The organism is Marinifilum sp. D737, from assembly GCF_026672275.1.
Classification (GTDB): domain Bacteria; phylum Bacteroidota; class Bacteroidia; order Bacteroidales; family Marinifilaceae; genus Marinifilum.
In genome coordinates, this window is sequence record NZ_JANQCD010000016.1 from 50143 (window position 1) to 72617 (window position 22475).

Consider the following 22475-nt stretch of genomic DNA (forward strand, 5'->3'; position numbering starts at 1 on the left):
ATTCAATCTATGTTAATTCCATTTTTAATACCATTTGTCATTGCAATTTTTTTATCCATTACCATGGGAGGAAGTGGTACTGCTCCAGCATTTTCAGCTGCCTACGGTGCTAATGTCATCAAAAAGAATTTAATTCCCGGTTTATTTGGCTTAATGGTATTTCTTGGTGCAATTACAGGAGGCAAAGAAACGGCTAAAACCATTGGAAAAGGCTTGCTTAGTCCTGAACTGATGAGCTTTTCAATTGTATCCATTATTTTGCTCTCTGTAGCTTTTTCATTGCTTATAGCAAATCTATTTGGAATCCCACAATCTACCAGTCAGGCAACCGTTATGGCGGTTACTGCACCTGCTTTGTATTTCGATTCCTTAAATTCAGACAAACTATTGTATGAAATTATTCCAACATGGTTTGTTATGCCATTCCTCTCTTTTGTACTGGCATACATGGCCGGGAAATACATCTACAAGCCCATTCGAAAACGGGGTTATACCATCTCCAAAAAAATAAACAACAGCTATATTTTAAAAGGTTTGATACTTGCAATGTCAATGTATGTCGCCTTTTCCATAGGAACAAATAATGTGGCAAATGCAGCAGGTCCCCTTTCATCCATGGCGTGTATCGAGCTTAATGTTGCAAAAAATCAATATTTACAGGTGTTAATACTTGCTACACTAATTGTAGCACCAAGCTTTAGTATTGGCAGTTCCATATTTGGAGATAAAATTGTTCAAAATACAGGAAAGCAAATTGTTCTTTTTGGCAAAATAGAAGCTGTAATTATTGCATTCATTTCGGCCAGCCTTCTTCTGGGTGCATCCTTAATAAAAGGAATACCCACCTCGTTGGTTCAGCTTAACGTGGGAGCAATAATCGGCATTGGAGTTGCCAAACTAGGCTTTCGTAACATATTCAAAAAAACTGAAGTCGATCGTTTTTTTATCATGTGGGTTATCGCTCCAATTATTGCATTCTTACTATCTCTGTTTTTCACCTATTTGATCGATCAGTCAGGATTACTTTACATTCAATAAAATGTACCTGACAATTAAGCTCTCTTCATTTGAGGAGAATGATCTGCAAGTTTTATTTTGCAACTACAAATCTCTAACGGATTCAGGATAATCTATTGCAGCCAAAAACAAGCCATGACCAGGAACCGATGAACCTGCATTCGATCTGTTCTTGCTTTCGATTACCTGGCGGAAATCTTCCAGATTCATTTTTCCTCGACCCACCTCAACTAAAGTTCCCACAATGGCACGAACCATATTGCGAAGGAAACGATCGGCCTTAACGGTAAACACCAACTCATCGCCATTATCCTTCCATTCTGCCTGGTAGATTTTGCAGTTGTTGGTTTTCACATCGGTGTGCAGCTTGCTAAAGCTGGTAAAATCTTCGAATTCGAACAGAATTTTAGCCGCCTCGTTCATTTTTTGCACATCCAATTTGTAAGCGACCTTCCAATGCGATTCCAATCTGAAAGGGTTTTTCTCCTTGGTGATAAAGTAATGATAGGTTCTGGCCGTAGCATCAAAGCGTGTGTGCGCCTCTTCCCTCACCTGGAAAGTTTGCTTAATGGCAATATCATGAGGTAAAAAACGATTCAAACGAAAAGTCAGCTTGTCACAATCAAAAGTCACTTGCTCATCCACATCGAAATGTGCATAAAAATCGCTGGCATGAACCCCTGTATCGGTTCTACCGCAGCCCACCACATTGATTTCGCAATTTAAGATGGTAGATAATGCCTTATTTAAAACCTCCTGCACTGTAATTGCATTGGGTTGTATCTGCCATCCATGATAATTTGTGCCTTTATAGCTTAATCTGATAAAATATCGTTTGTTCAAATCGTATAGTTTTTCTTTAATCTGGGACAAAAATAGTAAAAAGAACAAAAGTTCAACAGTCCAACAGTCCAACAGTCGAAGAGTCTTGAAGAGCAAAAAGCAATCAGCGCTCAGCGGTCAGCGGTCAGCTCCTTTCTCCTTTATCCTTGCGTTTTGCGATTTGTAATTTGGGATTTAGGTCTTGAAGCATTCCAAACGTTAACACTTTTTAACGGCATTAAACTTTTATAAAATCATCAAAAATTTATCTTTGTAGAGGTTTTTCGGGAATCCGGAACATTTTATGTCAAAATTTAAGTAAACAAATAAATATTTCTATGATCCAAACAGTTGATATCAAAGAGCTAAATGAGCGTATCCAAAGAGAAAGTTCTTTTGTGGATATGATTTCTATGGAGATGAACAAAGTTATTGTTGGACAGAAACACCTTGTTGAAAGCCTTTTAATTGGTATGCTTTCCAATGGTCATATCCTATTGGAAGGGGTTCCAGGTTTGGCAAAAACGCTTGCCATTAATACACTTTCAACTACTATTGATGCGGACTTTAGCCGTATTCAGTTTACTCCAGACCTTTTGCCTGCCGATTTATTGGGTACAATGATCTACAGCCAGAAGAAAGAGGAATTCGTGGTGAAAAAAGGACCTATCTTTGCCAACTTCATACTTGCCGATGAGATCAACCGTGCTCCTGCAAAAGTACAGGCTGCTTTACTGGAGGCTATGCAGGAACGTCAAATTACCATTGGCGACACTACTTATAAACTGGAAGAACCATTCTTGGTAATGGCAACTCAGAACCCGATTGAGCAAGAAGGTACCTACCCGCTTCCTGAAGCACAGGTTGACCGTTTCATGCTTAAGGTGGTGATTAACTATCCTAAAAAAGAGGAAGAGCAATTAATCATGCGTCAGAATCTTTTGAAAGCATTTCCTAAAGCATCACAAATCTTAAAACCAGAAGATATCATTAAAGCACGCGATGTGGTTAAGGATGTTTACATGGATGAAAAGATTGAAAAATACATTGTTGATATCATTTTCGCGACCCGTTTCCCTGCTGATTACGGATTGGAAAAATACAAAGAAATGATTGCATTTGGTGGATCGCCTCGTGCAAGTATCTCTTTGGCATCTGCAGCAAAAGCCTATGCATTCATCAAGCGTAGAGGATATGTAATTCCTGAAGATATTCGTGCAGTGGCTCACGATGTATTGCGTCACAGAATTGGCTTGACTTACGAAGCAGAAGCGAATAATATTACCAGCGAAAATATCATTAGCGAAATTCTAAATACTGTTGAAGTACCGTAAACAATTATGAATTAATAGTTATGAATTATGAATTGAATATCATGAAGTAATTCATCACTGTTACGACTTAATTATTAATTGATAATTATTCATTCTTAATTATTTTATGGAGACTAGTGAATTATTAAAACGCGTAAGGCAAATCGAAATTAAAACCAGGGGTCTTTCCCGCAATATTTTTGCGGGTGAGTATCATTCTGCGTTTAAAGGTCGAGGAATGACTTTCGCCGAAGTTCGCGAATACCAGTATGGTGATGATATCCGAAACATCGACTGGAATGTTACGGCGCGCTACAACAATCCATACGTTAAGCTGTTCGAAGAGGAACGTGAGCTTACCGTAATGTTGATGATTGATGTGAGTGGTAGCCGTGAGTTTGGTACCATGTCGAAGCTGAAGAAAAATCAGATTACCGAAATTGCAGCTGTTTTGGCATTCTCTGCAATCCAAAACAACGATAAAATTGGGGTGATTTTCTTTTCGAATACCATCGAGAAATTTATCCCTCCTAAAAAGGGGAAAACTCATATTCTGAGAATTATTCGTGAGTTAATCGATTTTAAACCTGAACACCGAAGTACCGATATCAGCAATGCATTGCGATACCTTACCAATGCCATTAAAAAGCGTTGTACCACTTTCGTGATTTCAGATTTTATCGATGATAAGGATTATGAAAATGCTTTGACCATTGCGAACAAAAAACACGATGTGGTGGCACTTAAAATTTACGATCAACGCGAAACGGAACTTCCTTCCATTGGCTTGGTTAAAATTAAAGATGCCGAATCAGGTGAATATTCCTGGGTAGATACATCGAACAAAAAAGTTCGTGAAAAATATGCCGGGTGGTGGCGAAAGCAAGAAGAAAATACCACCGAAGTTTTTAAGCGTTCGGGAGTTGATGTGGCGAACATCAGAACCGATCAGGATTACGTTAGATCACTGATCAACCTATTCCAACGTAGAGGACATTAATCAGGAAACTGAGAACTATGGCAAATCAAATAAAAAAACATATTAACTTCCTGACAAAGGCTTTTGCTATTACCTTGGCATTTGCTTTGGTATTATTCTCTCACAATTCGTTTGCTCAAAACGATGGAGGCATTAATTACCGAGTAAAACTAGATACCAATGTAATTGTAATTGGAGATCAGATTAATTTGCAATTATCGGTAGAGCAACCAAAGGAGCTTAAAATTGGTTTCCCTGTTTTTTCCGATAGCATTGTAAATGGAGTTGAAATTATAAAGCAAACTCCTCAGGATACAACTGCACTTGAAAATGGCGTAATTAAGGTGGATAAGAATTACACCATTACCTCATTCGATGGCGGTGTATACAAGTTAAAACCTTTCGAATTTCAGGTTTATGGCAGCGTAAATCAGATTTTACGTACCGATACTTTGTTATTGGGTGTTAAAACCATGCAAATTGATACCACAAAAGGAAATTTCGACATCGTAATGCCGATTCAAACGCCAGTATCTTTTGCTGAAATTGCTCCATGGCTATTGGGAGGATTACTTGTACTTGCACTAATTGTATTCCTAATCTGGTATTTCAGATTCCGTCAGAAAGATGAGCCTTTATTTGCGGTATCGAAACCAATTGAACCTGCTCATGTTATTGCACTGAAGAAATTGGATGAGATCAAACAGCAGAAATTATGGCAAGGAGGAAAAGTAAAACAGTTCCACTCAGATTTAACGGATACCATTAGAACTTATCTTGATGAAAGGTATAACATGTCTACTCAAGAGTCTACTACCGATGAAATTCTTGAGGCAGTAAACTCGGTTGAAGTAAACAACAAATGGCATGTGAATCTTAGAGAGGTTCTTGAGCGCGCCGATTTGGCCAAATTCGCGAAATTCCAACCTCTTCCTAACGAAAACGAACAAAGTTTGAAATATGCCTACCAAATTATTGAATCAACCATTTTGGTAGAAAAGGAAGAAGAGAAAAAAGAGGACGAATCGGAAGCTGATGAAAAATCTGAGTATAAAAAGTAAACATTGAAACAATAGACTATGAGTTCTATAGAATTTGCAAATCCGGAATATTTCTACCTTTTGTTGCTTCTGGTACCAATTATCCTTTGGTACATTCTGAAGGACAAAAATGCACATGCAAGTATTCAGGTTTCAACTGTAAAAAGTTTTAATGCTGCGCCAAAAACTTACAAATACTATCTGCGTCATGCGCTGATTGTATTTCGTGTTTTGGCAATAGCATTTATCGTTATAGCACTGGCTCGTCCGCAGTCAAGCAACAAATTTCAGGATACCATTACCGAAGGGATCGACATTGTAATGTCTTTGGATATTTCGAGTAGTATGTTGGCTCGCGATTTTGAGCCAGACCGTTTGGAAGCTGCCAAAGATGTAGCAACACAATTTATTACAGGTCGCCCTGAGGACAAAATTGGTTTGGTAATATTTAGTGGGGAAAGTTTTACGCAATGTCCGCTAACTACCGACCATGCTGTATTGATTAATCTGTTCAAGGATATCCACAGTGGTATGATTGAAGATGGTACCGCCATTGGTTTGGGTTTGGCAAACGCAGTGAACCGATTGAAAGACAGTGAAGCGAAATCGAGGGTGGTAATTCTACTTACCGATGGTGATAACAACCGTGGTGAAATTGCACCTTTAACCGCTGCAGAGCTGGCCAAATCGTTTGGCATTCGCGTGTACACAATCGGGATAGGAACCAGAGGAACGGCTCCCTACCCTGTGCAAACTGCTTTTGGTATCAGCATGAGAAACATGCCGGTTAAGTTTGATGAATCTGTACTGAAAGAAATTGCTGAAATGACTGGTGGCCAATATTTCCGTGCAACTGACAACAACAAGCTAAAGGCGATTTATGCTGAAATTGATAAGCTTGAGAAAAGTAAAATTGAAGTAAAACAATACAGCACCAAAAGTGAAGAGTTCTTAATTTTTGCAATGCTTGCCGCATTGTTTTTGCTATTGGAGATTGCATTACGCAATTCAATTTTAAGGAACATTCCTTAATTGTAATTTTTTGATAAACCGAAAATCATTGACAAATGGATCAGTTTCGTTTCGATCATCCTGAATTTCTATACTTATTCGTACTCATACCAATATTGGTGGTGTTGTACTGGGTAAGCCATGTAATTAAGAAAAAAGCTTTGCAAAAATTTGGTGAGATGAACATCATCTCTCACTTGATGCCTTATGCTTCATTCACCAGACCTGTATATAAATTTTCAATTTTGATATTGGCTTTAAGCTTTATCATTATTGGTGTAGCAGGTCCACAATTTGGATCAAAGCTTCAGAAGATAAAAAGAAAAGGTGTTGAGGTAATCATTGCATTGGATGTTTCCAACTCGATGATGGCACAAGACATTCAGCCAAACCGTTTGGAACGTGCCAAACGTGCCATTTCGAAAATGGTTGACAAGCTAAACAACGATAAAGTTGGACTGATTGTTTTTGCAGGCGAAGCCTATACTCAATTGCCAATTACAACGGATTATGCTTCGGCAAAACTGTTCTTGTCTTCCATTAGTACCGATATTGTTCCTATACAGGGAACCGCCATTGGTTCTGCCATCGAATTGGCAACAAGAAGTTTTACACCAGATAGCGAAGCCAGCAAAGCCATTATTGTAATTACCGATGGTGAAAACCACGAAGATGATGCAGTACAGGCAGCTAATATGGCTAAGGAAATGGGAATTGCAGTTCATACCATTGCCATGGGATCGCCCGAAGGGGCACCTATTCCTGTAAGAGCTGGTTCCAGTGATTTTAGACGTGACGACGAAGGCAACATTGTGATTTCGAAACTGGATCAGCAAATGGTGGAGGAAATTGCAACCGCCGGAGGTGGAAAAGCAGTAATTGCCAATAACACAACCACGGGTTTAAACGTTCTATTTAAAGAAATCAATAAAATGGATAAAACAGAATTGGAAGCCAGAGTATATACTGCCTACGACGAAAAGTTTCAGATATTCCTGGCAATCGGTTTGTTACTTTTGTTCATTGAATTCCTTGTTTTGGAACGTAAGAACCGTCATTTAAAAGACATTAATTTATTTAATCCATCAAAGTAGAACGATACAAATCCTCACTTATGAAAAAAGTATTATTGATATTCATTAGCTTGATTTGTCTTCTAAGTATGGAGGCAGTAGCCCAAAAGGAAAGAAAGTTTATTCGCTCGGGGAATGAACTTTTTGAGGGAGAGAAATTTGAGAATTCGGAAGTGGAATACCGTAAAGCTTTGGGTAAGAAAATCAATTCTTACGAGGCCGGATTCAACCTGGGTGATGCATTGTACAAGCAAAAAAAATACGAAGAAGCTTTAAAACAATTCCAAACTTTGGCTGTTAACGAAAAGAATCCTGAGAAGCTTGGTCACTTGTTTCACAATATGGGAAACACACTTTTGGAAAGTAAAAAGATTGATGAAAGTATAGAAGCTTATAAGCAATCCTTGCGTTACAATCCAAATTCCCAGGAAACCAAATACAACCTGGAATATGCTCGCCAAATGAAAAAGAAACAGGAAGAAGAGCAGAAAAAACAAGATCAGAACAAAGATCAAAATAAAGATCAGAAGGATCAGGATAAAAAAGACCAGGACAAGAAGGATCAAGATAAAAAGGACCAGGATAAGAAAGATCAAGACAAAAAAGATCAGGATAAAAAGGATCAGGACAAGAATAAAGATCAACAAAATAAGGACAAGCAAGACAAAGGAGATAAGGATAAGCAACAGCAGCAACAACCTAAAATCTCGAAAGAAGATGCTAAACGACTGCTAGAGGCTTTGGAGAACGACGAGAAGAAAGTTCAGGAGAAAGTTCAAAAAGCCAAGGCCAAAGCCATGAAAGCGAAAAAGACAAAAATTAAAAAGGATTGGTAGTTTGCAGTACTTAAAATACTTATGAGTGACTTAAGTACTTAAGGTCAAAAGTTGTACCTCCCGTCTTGATACTTGTTACTTTATTTAAACTTGATCAAACTAAAAATACTGATGATTATTAAGTACATTTGTACGAGATTTTTTATCAGGAAAAAACAAAAAGAACACATCTGAAAAACAGAACATTACGGATGAAGAAAATATTTTTCTTACTATTAGCAACATTATTCATTACTTCTGCCTCGTTTGCAGAAGAAGTTAAATTTACAGCTGCAGGACCTCGTGTGGTAGAAGTGGGCGAACAATTTCGATTGGTTTATACGGTAAACGAAAAAGCCAAGGACATTCAGTTGCCTTCTTTATCAGGTTTTAGAGTATTGATGGGACCTTCTACTTCCCGCAATTCCAGCTCTCAGTACATCAATGGAAAATGGAGTTCGTCAACTACCTATACCTACACATATGTATTATTGGCTGAAAAAGAAGGTAAATTCACAGTAAATCCAGCTAAAATTAAGGTAAAAGGCTATGAGTTCAACTCCAATTCGGTGAGCATAGAAGTAGTTAAAGCCAACGAAAAACCACAAAAAAATCAAGGTAATCAAGCTGTACAGGCATCAGCCAATAAAATCACTCAAGCCAATTTGTTTGTAAAGGTTGATGTTGATCGAAAAAGTGTGTACATGGGCGAGCATGTTGTGGCTACCATTAAAGTTTACACTCGTTTAAACATTGCAGGATTTGGTGATTCAAAATTTCCTTCGTTCAACGGATTTTTGAGTCAGGAAATTCCAACTCCGGGACAAATTTCTCTGCAAAGAGAAAATGTGAATGGTACCATTTACAATACCGGTGTAATCCGTAAATTGATTCTGTTCCCTCAGCATACCGGGAAAATTACCATTGATCCGTTTGAATTGGAATGTATCATTCGTCAACGCAGATCAAGTGGTAACAGAGGATTCTTTGATGATTTCTTCGATAACTATCAAGACATTCGTGTTCCAAGAAAAAGTAAACCTGTTACCATTCGTGTGAAAGAGTTTCCTGCTAGCAAACCAGCAAGTTTTGATGGTGCAGTTGGTAGCTTTAGAATGTCAGCAAATGTTGATAAAGATTCTCTTAAAGCAAATGAAGCGATTACTTTAAAAGTAAAAATTTCGGGAAATGGGAACCTAAAACTAATTAACCCACCAGAATTTGACTTCCCAGCAGACTTTGAGGTTTATGATCCTAAAACCAACCAGGATTTAAAAAGCACTGCAAAAGGAATGACAGGTTCAACTACCTTTGAATATTTGATCATACCTCGTCATGCCGGTGATTATGAAATTCCACCGGTTGACTTTAGTTTCTTTGATCCAAAAGCTGGTATTTACCGTACCCGATCAACTCCTAAATTCAATATAAAAGTTGGAAAAGGTAGTGGCGATGCAAGCAGTGCTGTTATCAGCTCGTTCTCGAAAGAAGATGTGAAGTTTATTGGCAAAGACATTCGTTTTATCAAAACCAACGAGTTTACACCAAGATTGAAAGGTCAGGTATTCTTTGGTACCACCAATTTCTATCTTGCCTACTTGATACCATTTTTGGTATTCATTCTTGCTTTTGTTTTCAACAGAAAACGAATTAAAGAGAATGCAGACCTTACTCGTGTTAAAAACAAACGTGCCAACCGCGTTGCCATGAAGCGATTAAAAGCAGCTTCGGCAAGTTTAAAAGCGCAGAAGAAAGAAGAATTCTACGATGAAATATTAAAAGCTCTTTGGGGTTATACTTCCGATAAGTTAAACCTACCCCTGGCTGATTTGAACAAGGAAAACATTACTGACATTCTACAAGGAAAAAATGTAGAAGAAGAACTGATTCAAGACTTCCTGAATATTTTGGATACTTGTGAGTTTGCACGCTACGCTCCTTCTTCAGGATCATCAGAGATGGATGAATTGTACAAGAAAACAATGGAGACAATTACCAAATTAGAAAAGAGCATCTAGTAAAATCGAATAGAAATGAAGAAATTATTATATATCCTTATTGCACTACTTTTTGTGTCTGCTGCTCAGGCACAGGATACTCCTATTCGTGAAGCAAACGATTTTTACCAAAAAGGAGAATACGAAAAGGCAATTAAATCATACGAGTTTGTATTGGAAACCCATATAGAAGCTGCTGAGATTTACTTTAATCTTGCCAATTCATATTACAAGACAGGACAAATCGCTCCAGCAATTTTAAACTACGAAAGAGCCAAACTTCTTGCTCCTCAAGACAAAGATGTGGAGTACAATTTAAAAATGGCTCAGGCTCATGTTCTAGACAAGCTGGAAGTATTACCAGAATTATTCATTAAACGATGGTTTTCAGGAATCAGAAATGCCTTCTCCGCAGATTTATGGTCGTACCTGTCCATCGGATTGTTCTTTTTGTGTTTGCTGTTTGCATGTTTCTACTTGTACAGCAACAAGGTTGGTTTAAAAAAGTTAGGTTTCTTTTTCGCAGGAATCAGTTTAGTACTAAGCATTGTTAGTTACTCTTTTGCATCGACCCGAACCGATGAAATTACCAATCGTGAGTATGCAATTGTTTTTAGCCCTAGCGTTACCATTAAAGGTTCGCCAGATGCGAGTGGTACCGAGCTGTTTCTTTTACACGAAGGAACCAAAGTAAAAGTGATTGATCAATTGGGAGATTGGAGAAACATTCAGTTGAGCGATGGAAACGAAGGCTGGCTAAAAAAAGAAAACATTGAAATGATTTAAAATTTCTTTCAATTTATAAGATATGCTGCTAGTTTTACTAGCAGCTTTTTTTATGCATCAATAAAGAAGAAAATGAGATATACAATACAAAATGATCAACTAAAAGTAAGCGTTCTTGAAAAAGGTGCTGAACTGTGCAGTATACAATCCATTGAAAATGAAACTGAATATATTTGGCAGGCAAACCCTGATATTTGGGGAAGCCACGCTCCCAACCTATTTCCTATTATCGGATGCCTTAAAGAAAATGCATTTATTCATGAAGGAAAAGAATATGCCATGCCCAAACATGGTTTTATTCGCAACAATACAGATGTAAAACTATTTGAAAAAAGCGAAGACCGCCTGACTTTCATTCTATCTTCGAATGAGAATACACGCAAAGTTTATCCTTTCGAATTTGAGTTCAAGATTCACTTCATTCTTGAATCAAACCAATTGAATGTCGTTCATGAGATTACCAATACCGGAAACAATGAAATGTTGTTCAACCTGGGAGGCCATCCAGCCTTTAATTGTCAATTAAAAGATGGTGAAGAGTACAGCGATTATTATTTGGAGTTTGAGCAAAATGAGACTTTAAACACCTGGAATTTGGCCGAAGGTGGTTTAATTGGATCAGAAGGGAAACAAATCTTAAACAATTCAAACGCTATCGATCTTCATCCGGAGATTTTTGCCAAGGATGCCTTAATATTGAAAAACCTAAAATCTTCAGCAGTAAGCTTAAAGTGCAAGAAATCTAATTTTGAATTGAAAGTTCGCTTTGATGATTTTCCATATTTGGGACTTTGGGCAAAGCCACATGCTCCATATGTGTGTATAGAGCCTTGGATAGGAATTGCTGACAGTGCCAATACCAACAGAGATTTTTCAAGTAAGGAGTTGTTACAGCAATTAGAACCGGAAAAGAAATTCACAGCAGAATATTCTATCGAGATAAATGAGTAATACCGATTATTAATTCGTATAAGCCATTAATGCGCTTCACTTCTAATGCCTAACAAATTATATATCGGCATTATACCTAAACTACTGGAGAGCTTAAAATAGCTCTCTATTTTTTATAAATGGTATAAAATAAAACGGCAGTTCACAATTGAACTGCCGTTATTTTTATTGCCTCTGTAAGATGTGGTGTGGGTATTTCAATAGTACCTACCTTTACTTTGTTGCATTAACCAAAGTGGGCATTGGAAGGTCAAGCTGATTAGACGTAGAAAAATTTTTAGTAAGACGGGGAAGCTGAGAACTTGTTCGAAGATCACCTCGCCGCACTTAAATTTTTCAAGTATAAATAGTTTGAGCTTACACGCCCTAGATTTTTTGCATCCTTTTTCATCAATGGAAAAAGGATGAGCCATGCGGCTCGAGCAAAAGAAAGTTAAACTAAATAATCTTAGGACAATTTTTTTAAATAATGATCGATTTAGTTACCCACTATATGTCCATATAGAACCTTTTTATTTCATACTTGGATAATCAGTATACCCCACTTCATTTCCGCCATAAAAAGTATCCTGATTTGGAAAGTTTAATTCTGCATCCAATTCAAATCTCTTTTCCAGATCTGGATTTGCCAAATATTGAACTCCAAAAGAAACCAATTCAGCAATATTCCTCTCGATGGCCTTATTGCCGCTGTCTTTTGTAAATCCACCATTTACCATTCTAACGCCATGATACAATTTGCCAAATTCAGAAGCTACATCCTGAACCAAATTTGGATGTTCATCAATTGGCATCAACGGCTCAATCAGGTGCAAATATGCCAGCTTGTAAGCATTCAATTTCTCAATTACGTATGCAAACAAGCCAATCGGATCAGAATCACCCATGTCATTAAATAAACCACTTGGCGATAGCCTAACTCCTACTCGATTACCTGGCCAAACCTCACAAACAGCATCCATTACTTCAAATAAAAAGCGAGCGCGATTTTCTATACTTCCTCCATACTCATCCTCCCTATGGTTGGTTTTATCAGTCAGAAACTGATCAATTAAATAGCCATTGGCGGCATGAATTTCAATTCCATCAAAACCAGCCTCTTTGGCGTTATTTGCTGCAAGTTTATAATCTGTAACAATCGATTTGATCTCCTCCAGTTCAAGAGCTCTTGGTGTTTCAAAATCTTTTAACCCTTCATAGGTAAAAGCTTGCCCAGCTGCTTTTATGGCCGATGGAGCTACTGGCAATTGTCCCTTGTGAAAATCCGAATGAGAAATCCTCCCCACATGCCACAACTGAATAAATACTTTTCCCTCTTTTCCGTGAATAGCATTGGTAACCAATTTCCACCCCTCCACTTGTTCTTTTGAATGTATTCCAGGTGTTGCCGGATATCCTATTCCCTGAGGTGAAATCTGACTTGCTTCGGTAATGATTAAGCCTGCTCCAGATCGTTGTCGGTAATATTCAGCCATCAATTCTGTTGGAACATTACCTTCTCCGGCTCTATTTCTGGTCATTGGAGCCATAACCATTCTATTTTTTAGCTGTAAATCTCCTATAGAGAAATTGCTTAGCAATGTATTTTTAGTCATATTCTTTTACTATTTTTATTTATACAAGATATAAATAAGAACAAGAACCAAAAAATTAGCTTTATTAAAAAATCTTAAAATGAATTGATAATAAAGATTTTTTTTAAGCAAATTAAAATATGATTGAAGATTGCTAAGCGCTTTCAACATTGCTTGGTATCTTTGTTTGAAATTAGCGATAAGCATGAAGAAAATAGAACTACTGGCTCCTGCTAAAAATCTGGAAACAGGAATAGCAGCCATAAATTATGGAGCCGATGCCGTATATATTGGAGCACCCAGGTTTGGAGCACGCTCTGCTGCAGGTAATACTTTGGAAGACATTGGTAAACTAATACAATATGCTCATAAATACTGGGCTAAAGTATTTATTACCATGAATACCATATTATACGATCATGAATTAAACGAAGCTGAAAAGCTAATTCATAAATTGTATGAAATGGGTGCTGATGCTTTAATTGTTCAGGACATGGGAATACTGGAAATGGATTTGCCTCCTATCGAATTGCATGCCAGTACCCAAACGCACAACTACGATTTAGAGAGAATTCAATTTTTAGAGAAAGTTGGATTCAAAAGAATTATTCTTGCAAGAGAATTGTCCCTCGAAGAGATTAAAAATATCAGAAAGCATACAACGGTAGAACTGGAATATTTTGTTCATGGTGCCTTATGTGTTTCACTAAGTGGACAATGCTATTTCTCTCATGCCATTGGCGGACGTTCAGCAAATCGTGGAGAATGCAGTCAGGCTTGTCGTATGAAGTACGATTTGGTTGATGATGAAGGAAAGGTAATCGCTAAAGATAAACACCTTCTATCGCTAAAGGATTTGAATTTGTCCGATCATTTACGCGAAATTGTAGATGCTGGAGTTTGTTCTTTGAAAATTGAAGGAAGGTTAAAGGATAGTTCCTATCTTAAAAATATAACAAGTTACTACCGTCAATCTTTGAATAAAATTTTCAATAAGAAAAGAGAATTCGAGAAAGCTTCATCGGGAACAATAAAGCCTGGTTTTAAACCAGATCCTGATGTTACCTTTAATCGTGGGTATACATCTTACTTTTTTACAGGCAGAATTCCTGAAATTGCCAATTTCCATACGCCAAAATCAATGGGTAAAGAAATTGGGAAAATTCGGGAAGTGAAAAAGGATCACATTGTTGTTGATAGTAAATTTAAACTGCACAATGGCGATGGACTTTGTTTCTTTAACAAGAATAAGCTTCTAAAAGGATTTCAGGTAAATGGAGTTGAAGGCAACAAGATTTTCCCCAATGACATGAGCATGCTTCAAAGAGGAGTTAGCTTGTTTCGTAACAACGATCATGAGTTTGCAAAACTTCTGAAAAAGGACAATTCCATTAGAAAAATTGGAGTTGAATTCTATTTGGATATTTTCGATGACTGTGTAAATCTTACTGCCATAGATGAAGATGAAATGTCTGCCAACATTCAAATTCAGGAAGAGTTAGAAAGTGCGAAAAATGAGGAGTTGGCTTTGAGTAACATCAAAAAGCAACTTCAAAAAAGTGGTGATTCCATCTTTCAAATCAACAATATCGAAATCAACTTTGATAAGCTTCCTTTTATCCAGGCCAAGAAATTAAATGATCTGCGAAGACAGTGCCTGGAGCAATTGACAGAAATTAGAATAGAAGCTGCAAAACAAGAAGAAAACCGACCATTGATTGCTCATCCACAATATCCTGCAAAAGAATTGAGCTATACGGGAAATGTGGTGAATTGCAAGGCCGAGGAGTTCTATCATAAATGCGGTGTAGAAAAAATCGAAAAGGGATTCGAGCTACAAAAAAATCATGCAGGTAAAACCATCATGACAACAAAACATTGTTTGCGTCATGAATTTGGAATGTGCCAAAAGATAACGAAGACTGAAAAAAAGAAAAATCAGGCATTGTTTTTGGTAGATAATAAAAATCGCTACAAGTTGGAATTCAACTGTCAGCGTTGCGAAATGAAGATTATTTTCGGATAATCTCCGAATTGAAATAACTGATATTACGAACCGTTAAAGTTTTTTGATTATGGTTCACTATATAGAAAAACTAATTCGTGAAGGTGAACACCAACAGCAAGATTTCAAATTTTGCATTACCGATTCACGAAAAATTGCCAAATCATTATCGGCTTTTGCCAATACCGATGGTGGCAGACTGCTTATTGGTGTTAAAGACAATGGGAAAATTGCTGGAACCATTGTTGATGAAGAATTTCATATGATACAAGCAGCAGCAGAAATGTATTCCAAACCTAAAATCGAATTCGAAAGTAAGGTTTGGACCATACATGGTAAAAATGTACTTGAAATTACAATAGAACCATCAGATGATATGCCCCATTATGCACAAAATGAAAATGGAAAATGGTTGGCATACGTACGAAAAGATGATGAAAATAAGCTAGCAAACAGAATACTTCTGGAAGTTTGGAAACGAAAATCCAAACCTACCGGAACTTACCTGGAATATACCGAAACTGAAAGTTTACTGCTTGATCACCTAAAAATTAATGAAAGCATTAGTTTGAATAAATTCTGCAGACTGGCAAAAATAAGCAGATATAAAGCAGAACGAATTCTTGTAAAATTAATCTGTTGGGAAGTATTGGAACCCAATTTTGAAGAAAAAGGCACCAGCTATAAATTAAAACAGGTAGAAAGCAGTTCTTTATAGAAAAACCATAAAAACTTTCATGATGGAATACGAATCACCAACAGAAATGAAAGTTTTCGTGTCCCGATAGCTATAGGGAGTGTAATTTTGTGAATGTGGAATTAAAACGATGCGTTAGTGAATCATTGTATTGTCCATTGATTTTCACCACTTTTCTACCTTTCCACTATTCAAAACTTTTAGAAAAAAAGCATAAAAAAACCGCATTAATTATTGGGATTTTAAACTCCTGTACGACAGGATTTGAGTGCCTGCTTGGTCAAGTTTCCCCTGTGCCGAAGCAACCCGAAGGTTGGGGCCTGCTTTTGCAAGCATGTTGCTTTCTCGGTATGTGATAACTGTTGAGTTTAACAATCGCTAATTAATGCGGAATGCGTTTATCTTGTATGTAAAGAACGTTCTGTTTCTACTTGCAAAGTAAGCAAGAATCTACCATTAAACAAGGGTTTCAGTGATTTTTTCATACATTTTTGACGAATCGCAAGCAGAAGTAATTGCAACATTCAAATAATTAAATGCTTATTAATAATTTTATTTGTCACATATTCTCTTCACTTTGGCTTACCGTGCAATATTCTTATTTTTGCGTTTATTAAATCATCAATATGACATCAATTCCTTACATAGATATTCATACACATCAAGCGGATTCTGACCCAGAAATCCTTTCTATTGTGAATAGGAGTATCAGTGAAAACAAAAATGAATTGGATAGGAATCAAGCCTATTCAATTGGAATTCATCCTTGGGACATTGAGAAATTAGAGATCGATTCCATAGACAATTATTTAGAAGATTTTTTTGCTGATAAAAGTAGTATTGCCATTGGTGAAATTGGCCTTGATAAATTGATTGGTACTAATTTCTCGATTCAAGAGAAGTTTTTTACTGCCCAAGTTCAACTGGCCAAATTAACACAAAAACCTGTAATCATTCACTGCGTTAAATCTCAGGAAGAACTGCTTAGGATTAAACAAGAAAACGACACTGGCACTGCATGGGTTTTTCATGGCTATAACAAAAGCTTACAATTGGCAAAAGATTTATTAAAGTTTGGATTTTTCCTTTCATTTGGAGAAAACTTGTTAAGAAACGAAAAACTTCAAAGCGTTTTTCATGATATCCCTTTGGATAAAATATTTCTTGAAACTGATGATAAACAAATTGATATTAGAAAAATTTATCAAAAAGCAGCAGAAATTAAAGGAATTGAGATTGACGTTTTAAAAGAACAAATTCTATTAAATTACCTAAAGTGTTTTTAAAAAATATGAGTGAAGAGTGGTTGAGCAGAACGAATCTGCTATTGGGAAGTGAAAAACTAGAAAAGTTAAAGAATTCACATGTTCTTGTAGTTGGATTAGGCGGAGTTGGAGCATATGCAGCAGAGCAGATTTGTCGTGCAGGAGTAGGAAAAATGACAATTGTTGATGGAGATACCATTGATACATCAAATATTAACAGACAATTACCAGCAACAAGCTCAAATGTAAACAAAGACAAAGCAGAAGTAATGGGAGCTCGCCTTTTAGATATCAATCCTAATTTGGACTTAAGGATTCTTAATGAATATCTTAAAGATGAAAGAATGATTGAAGTATTAAAAGAAGACGAGTATGATTATGTAGTTGATGCCATTGATACACTGGCTCCAAAAATTTTCTTGATCTACCATAGTCTGCAAAACAATTTAAAAATTGTAAGTGCAATGGGTGCTGGCGGCAAAACAGATCCAAGTAAGATTCAGATCGCCGACATCTCAAAATCCTACAATTGCAAACTGGCGCGCATGCTTCGAAAACGCCTTCATAAACTTGGTGTATACAAAGGAGTACAAGTAGTATTTTCTCCTGAAGATGTTTCTAAAGATGCAGTAATTTTGGATGAAAGTAGGAACAAGAAATCAAATGTAGGAACTATCTCTTATATGCCTCCATTGTTTGGTTGTTTTATTTCATCAGTAGTAATTAAAGGATTATTGGCTGACTCTTAAATTCATAGATTAAAGCATATGCTCTATTTCGATATCATCAACACTCCAATAGGAGACCTGTTACTTTTGGCAAGCGATAAAGGTTTGAAAAAGATTCTTTTTGAAGATCAATTCAAAGCTTTCGAAATTTCAAGTACCTGGGAACAAAGTACGGAGAAACTTTCACAGGCAAAAGAACAACTCCTTGCCTATTTCAATAGTAATCTAGTCCAATTTGAATTACAGTTGGATCCAGATGGAACGGTTTTTCAAAAACAAATTTGGAAACAATTGGAAGAAATTCCTTTTGGCGAAACCAAATCGTACCAAGACATCGCCAATGCCATTGAAAAACCCAATGCATGCAGAGCAATTGGAATGGCCAACTCAAAAAATCCAATTCCAATTATCATTCCTTGTCATAGAGTAATTGGTAAAAATGGAAAACTAACAGGTTATGCCGGAGGATTAAATATTAAAGCAAAACTATTACAAATAGAAGGCATCGATTTGGGCAATGATTCACAACAATTCGAATTATTTTAAGGCTTAATTTATTTTTTGAAAATCACTACGATACTTTTTATTCAACTTTAAATCACTCTATCTTTAATATAAAGTACTTTCTCTTGAATTATCTTTGATTTGATGGCTATTTCATCTAACTTGCCACACGATAAAAAAGTCGATGCATGACATTGGTAAAGTATCATTAAATCAATAAAAACAATTCATGAGTAAAATTTTAGGACATAGTTTCCACATTCCTGTTATGGGTACAGGATTTACTGTGGATACTCCTGTAAAAGTGGCTCATTTGGGAATTTCTTCGGTAGTATCAATCGTAGATGATGTTCTTGTAGAGAAAATGCGAGAAATGTACTGCAAGAAGTTAAGCCTTCCATTTAAGCCTATTACAGAAAAGACCAAAGATTTTCGTGCAGAAAGAATTACATCTTATCTAAATTTATTAGATAATTTGGTGAAGGAGAAGTTTGAAAATCTTAAAGAATCCATTCAGGATAAAGGAAAAGAAATTGAGGAATACTTGGATTTACTTCCTGATTTTTCAGAAGTAAAGAAAGAGTTCAAAGAAAAATTTGCTGATAATCCTTATGTGAAAGAAGCAAAAGAATGGTTAAGCAATAACCTTCCTCTTGGGTCGATTGATGTAAATATCATGACCAAATTAGACAAGGGAAACCAATATGAAGGTGAAGATTTACCTGTAGAATTCAATGATGCCCATGCAGCTCTTCGTGGATTTGCGATGAGTAACCTGGAGAGCTCCATGGTCCTTTCTGCTGGAATGAACCCACGTTTGTATGGCTACCTTGAGCAGTTCGATGATTTCTATCCAGATGCAAATGGATATATCAAGAAAAAAATTGTTCTGAAAGTGAGCGATTACCGATCGGCTCTAATTCAAGGACGCTTTCTTGCCAAAAAGGGAATTTGGATCTCGGAATATCGAATTGAATCAGGCTTGAACTGTGGTGGGCACGCATTTGCCACCGATGGTTTTTTAATGGGCCCTATCCTTCAAGAGTTCAAAGAAAAGAGAGATGAATTAAGAGATAGTCTTAATCCTGTTCTTTTTGACACCTTAAAGGAAAAAGGAAAAACTGTTCCTTCCGAGCCACTAAGTATTAAAGTAACCGCTCAGGGAGGTGTAGGAACTGCAGAAGAACATGAATTCCTAATGCAGCAGTACAATTTGGATTCGATTGGCTGGGGATCTCCGTTTTTAATGGTTCCAGAAGCTTGCGATGTTGATGAAAAAACATTGTCGTTGCTTGAAAAAGCAGATGAAGAAGATCTTTCTTTGAGCCACGCTTCTCCTCTTGGTGTAAGATTTAATAATTTGAATAGCAACACCAGAGATGCCGATGTTTGGGACAGATTGAAGCAAAATAAACCAGGAAGTCCTTGTACCAAGCGATACATGATCGCAAATACTGAGTTTACCAAGGAACCAATTTGTACCGCTTCACGACAATACCAGAAATTAAAGTTAGCTCACTTAAGAGAGCAAAACTTACCAAAAGAAGAACTTGAGAAGGAGATTAATCTTTTACTTCAAAAAACTTGTTTGTGCAAGGGATTATCAACGGCTTCCTATTTGGTAAATGACATTGATACGAAAAAAGACGGTGACGGTGTTTCAATTTGTCCAGGACCAAACCTTGCTTATTTTACGAAAAAAGTGAAGCTAAAGGAGATGATTGATCACATTTACGATCGTACCAATTTGATCGAAAGAAAAGACAGACCTCACATGTTTATTAAAGAATTGAATTTGTATTACGACTACTTAAAAGAACAAGTATCCGAAATCAAGAATCCAATTCCTAAACAAGTTAAATCTCTTGAAGGATTTAAGAAAAATCTTTTAAGTGGTGTTGACTATTACAAAGGTCTTTCGCAGAAATTTTCAGATAAATACAATGACATGAAAAATCAAGTCTCGAAAGATCTGGAAAAACTCGAAGGAGAAATTAAGAGTATTCTGATAAAAACAGAATCCTAACAGATACAAAAGCCAATCTTTACAAGTCATAAAAAGATTGGCTTTTTTCTTACCAAGAACACTTTCCTATTAAACCTCACTTTTATTTATGTCTACTATGGCGTAAAATACCCATTGCATTTTGAGTATATAATCCCTGCAGTTTGGGTAAATTCAATCTATTTTCCTGACTCAAAAGCAACCATATTTGTAATGTGAAAGGGAAATCACAATGTTTAACCATACAAGCATTGTGAGTGAGTAGAGAGGTAGTTTAATTTTCAACTGCGAATATACTTCAAATCCTACATTTGTTTAGGTAAGGGTTAGAGTTTAGTAGGATTTGAAGTATTTCCCACTTATTAAATTGTATTTATTGGAACTTTTCCATATTGTTAGTTTTTGCTTCAAAACTGTAAAAAAGTTATCACCAGACTTTTTTACAGTTTTTTTTTATACAAAAAAAGCTGAAATCAACAAATTGAAATCAGCTTTCTGTCTTGGTTTATAATCGTTTAACTTTGTTCTGTTTCTACTACTTCCTTTTTAATACCAGCAATTTTTTCAAGCATATCAGTTGTAATCGATTTTGGTCTTTCCAAAGGATAACCTAAAGCTCTGTCCCAAATAATATTGGCACAAATACCTATAGCTCTACCAATACCAAATAAAACTGTGTAGAAATCATATTCGGTAACACCATAATGCCACTGAATTACACCTGACTGAGCATCCACATTTGGCCATGGATTTTTCGCCTTACCATGCTCTTTCAAAATTGGAGGCACCACATTGTAAAGTAAGTCAGCATATTTGAAAATTGGATCATCAGGCAAGTTCTTTAAGCTAAATTCACGTTGCAACATGTAACGAGGATCGGTTTTACGCAATACAGCGTGACCGAAACCTGGAATTACCTGACCCGAATTAAGTGTATCCCAAACAAATTGTTTCATCTCATCCTCGGTAGGCACTTTATTGCCCATCTTATCCATCACATCCTGTAGCCATCTTAAAACTTCCTGGTTAGCCAAACCATGAAGTGGTCCTGCCAAGCCATTAATCATTGCTGATATCGACAAGTAAATATCCGATAATGAACTTGCTACCAAGTGACCGGTGTGAGCACTCACGTTACCACTTTCGTGATCACTATGAATAATAAAATGCAATCTTGATACATCATCGTAAGGTTTATCAATTCCCATCATATGTGCGAAGTTTCCACCCATATCCAGGTTAGGATTCGATTGGATTCTTGGTCCTTGACGATACAATTTATTGTAGATATAAGAAGCAATTTCAGGAAGTTTAGCCAATAGGTTAAGCGCATCTTCATATGTTGCTTCCCAGTAATCTTTCTTATTTAAACCTGCATGGTATTGTCTGTTAAACACCGATTCACGATTCAATGTTAGAATTGCAGTTGAGAAAATGGCCATTGGATGGCTGCAACATGGGAAAGAATCAATTACCTCATAAACATAGCGAGGAACAATTCTTCTCTTGCTAAATTCATCAACTACTTGCATTACTTCTTCCTGATTTGGAAAATCGCCGGTTAGCAACAGGTAAAACAAACCTTCCACATAAGGCATTGTTCCACCTTTAGGTTTTGGTAAGTTTTCAATTACTTCTCCCAGTGTATATCCTCTGTAACGGATACCTTCCTCAGGATCCAGGTAAGAAATATCAGTAACCAGTGATTTCAATCCCCTCATTCCTCCAATCACTTGAGATACGGTTACATTATCTACAACCACATCTCCATATTCCTTTAACAGGCGTTTTGTTCTTGGTCTGTGTTCTTCAATCTTCACAGACAAAGTTTGTTTTAATGTTTTCTTCATATGGTCTATACTTTAGAGTTGGAATCAAGTGGGGTAATTGATT

The 22475-nt window shown here is 36.6% G+C and carries 19 protein-coding genes; 16 read left to right on the forward strand and 3 right to left on the reverse strand.

What is annotated here, in order from left to right:
* Positions 1–9 precede the first annotated feature (9 nt).
* Positions 10–1038 carry an inorganic phosphate transporter gene (locus NQ163_RS11105; protein WP_268190397.1) on the forward strand — a complete coding sequence of 343 codons (1029 nt, stop codon included), beginning with the start codon at positions 10–12 and terminating at the stop codon, positions 1036–1038.
* Positions 1039–1101: 63 nt separating this feature from the next.
* On the opposite strand, the gene truA is transcribed toward NQ163_RS11105, so the two are convergent.
* On the reverse strand, positions 1102–1860 hold the full coding sequence (gene truA / locus NQ163_RS11110) for a tRNA pseudouridine(38-40) synthase TruA (protein ID WP_268190398.1): 759 nt from the start codon (positions 1858–1860) through the stop codon (positions 1102–1104).
* A 317-nt stretch (positions 1861–2177) separates the two neighbouring features.
* Between truA and NQ163_RS11115 the strand changes: the two genes are divergently transcribed.
* From NQ163_RS11115 to NQ163_RS11155, 9 genes are all read left to right on the forward strand, one after another.
* Positions 2178–3173: an AAA family ATPase gene (locus NQ163_RS11115; protein WP_120239329.1), complete on the forward strand. Its 996-nt coding sequence runs from the start codon at positions 2178–2180 to the stop codon at positions 3171–3173.
* A gap of 217 nt (positions 3174–3390) precedes the next feature.
* On the forward strand, positions 3391–4152 hold the full coding sequence (locus NQ163_RS11120; RefSeq protein ID WP_268190399.1) for a DUF58 domain-containing protein: 762 nt from the start codon (positions 3391–3393) through the stop codon (positions 4150–4152).
* 17 nt (positions 4153–4169) lie between these two features.
* Complete coding sequence (locus tag NQ163_RS11125; protein ID WP_268190400.1) at positions 4170–5192, forward strand: hypothetical protein; 1023 nt, start codon at positions 4170–4172, stop codon at positions 5190–5192.
* Between the two features lie 18 nt (positions 5193–5210).
* Entirely contained in the window at positions 5211–6203 is a 993-nt protein-coding gene (locus tag NQ163_RS11130; protein WP_268190401.1) for a vWA domain-containing protein, read from the forward strand.
* A gap of 35 nt (positions 6204–6238) precedes the next feature.
* Complete coding sequence (locus NQ163_RS11135) at positions 6239–7276, forward strand: VWA domain-containing protein (protein ID WP_120239326.1); 1038 nt, start codon at positions 6239–6241, stop codon at positions 7274–7276.
* Positions 7277–7296: 20 nt separating this feature from the next.
* On the forward strand, positions 7297–8091 hold the full coding sequence (locus tag NQ163_RS11140) for a tetratricopeptide repeat protein (protein ID WP_268190402.1): 795 nt from the start codon (positions 7297–7299) through the stop codon (positions 8089–8091).
* A gap of 191 nt (positions 8092–8282) precedes the next feature.
* Positions 8283–10088 (forward strand): BatD family protein, encoded by a 1806-nt coding sequence (locus NQ163_RS11145; RefSeq protein ID WP_268190403.1) that lies wholly within the window; start codon positions 8283–8285, stop codon positions 10086–10088.
* A 15-nt stretch (positions 10089–10103) separates the two neighbouring features.
* Positions 10104–10853, forward strand: a complete 750-nt coding sequence (locus NQ163_RS11150; protein WP_268190404.1) for a tetratricopeptide repeat protein — start codon at positions 10104–10106, stop codon at positions 10851–10853.
* A 72-nt stretch (positions 10854–10925) separates the two neighbouring features.
* A complete protein-coding gene (locus NQ163_RS11155) occupies positions 10926–11804 on the forward strand; it encodes an aldose 1-epimerase family protein (protein ID WP_268190405.1) in 879 nt (292 codons plus the stop codon).
* 512 nt (positions 11805–12316) lie between these two features.
* Here NQ163_RS11155 and NQ163_RS11160 read toward each other — a convergent pair.
* On the reverse strand, positions 12317–13399 hold the full coding sequence (locus NQ163_RS11160; protein ID WP_268190406.1) for an alkene reductase: 1083 nt from the start codon (positions 13397–13399) through the stop codon (positions 12317–12319).
* Positions 13400–13583: 184 nt separating this feature from the next.
* Here NQ163_RS11160 and NQ163_RS11165 point away from each other — a divergent pair, with 184 nt between their 5' ends.
* From NQ163_RS11165 to NQ163_RS11190, 6 genes are all read left to right on the forward strand, one after another.
* On the forward strand, positions 13584–15404 hold the full coding sequence (locus NQ163_RS11165) for a peptidase U32 family protein (RefSeq protein ID WP_268190407.1): 1821 nt from the start codon (positions 13584–13586) through the stop codon (positions 15402–15404).
* A gap of 49 nt (positions 15405–15453) precedes the next feature.
* Positions 15454–16101, forward strand: coding sequence for an AlbA family DNA-binding domain-containing protein (locus tag NQ163_RS11170; RefSeq protein WP_268190408.1), 648 nt, complete (start codon positions 15454–15456; stop codon positions 16099–16101).
* Between the two features lie 605 nt (positions 16102–16706).
* Complete coding sequence (locus tag NQ163_RS11175) at positions 16707–17366, forward strand: TatD family hydrolase (protein ID WP_268190409.1); 660 nt, start codon at positions 16707–16709, stop codon at positions 17364–17366.
* Entirely contained in the window at positions 17357–18094 is a 738-nt protein-coding gene (locus tag NQ163_RS11180; protein WP_268190410.1) for a tRNA threonylcarbamoyladenosine dehydratase, read from the forward strand. The genes NQ163_RS11175 and NQ163_RS11180 overlap by 10 nt, the downstream gene beginning before the upstream one ends.
* Before the next feature lie 18 nt (positions 18095–18112).
* On the forward strand, positions 18113–18619 hold the full coding sequence (locus tag NQ163_RS11185) for a methylated-DNA--[protein]-cysteine S-methyltransferase (protein ID WP_268190411.1): 507 nt from the start codon (positions 18113–18115) through the stop codon (positions 18617–18619).
* A gap of 187 nt (positions 18620–18806) precedes the next feature.
* The gene (locus tag NQ163_RS11190; RefSeq protein ID WP_268190412.1) at positions 18807–20603 is read left to right on the forward strand and encodes a hypothetical protein; all 1797 of its coding nucleotides are present in this window, start codon (positions 18807–18809) and stop codon (positions 20601–20603) included.
* Between the two features lie 494 nt (positions 20604–21097).
* Here the strand turns inward: NQ163_RS11190 and NQ163_RS11195 are convergent, their stop codons facing one another.
* A complete protein-coding gene (locus NQ163_RS11195) occupies positions 21098–22432 on the reverse strand; it encodes a citrate (Si)-synthase (RefSeq protein ID WP_268190413.1) in 1335 nt (444 codons plus the stop codon).
* Between the last annotated feature and the right edge of the window lie 43 nt (positions 22433–22475).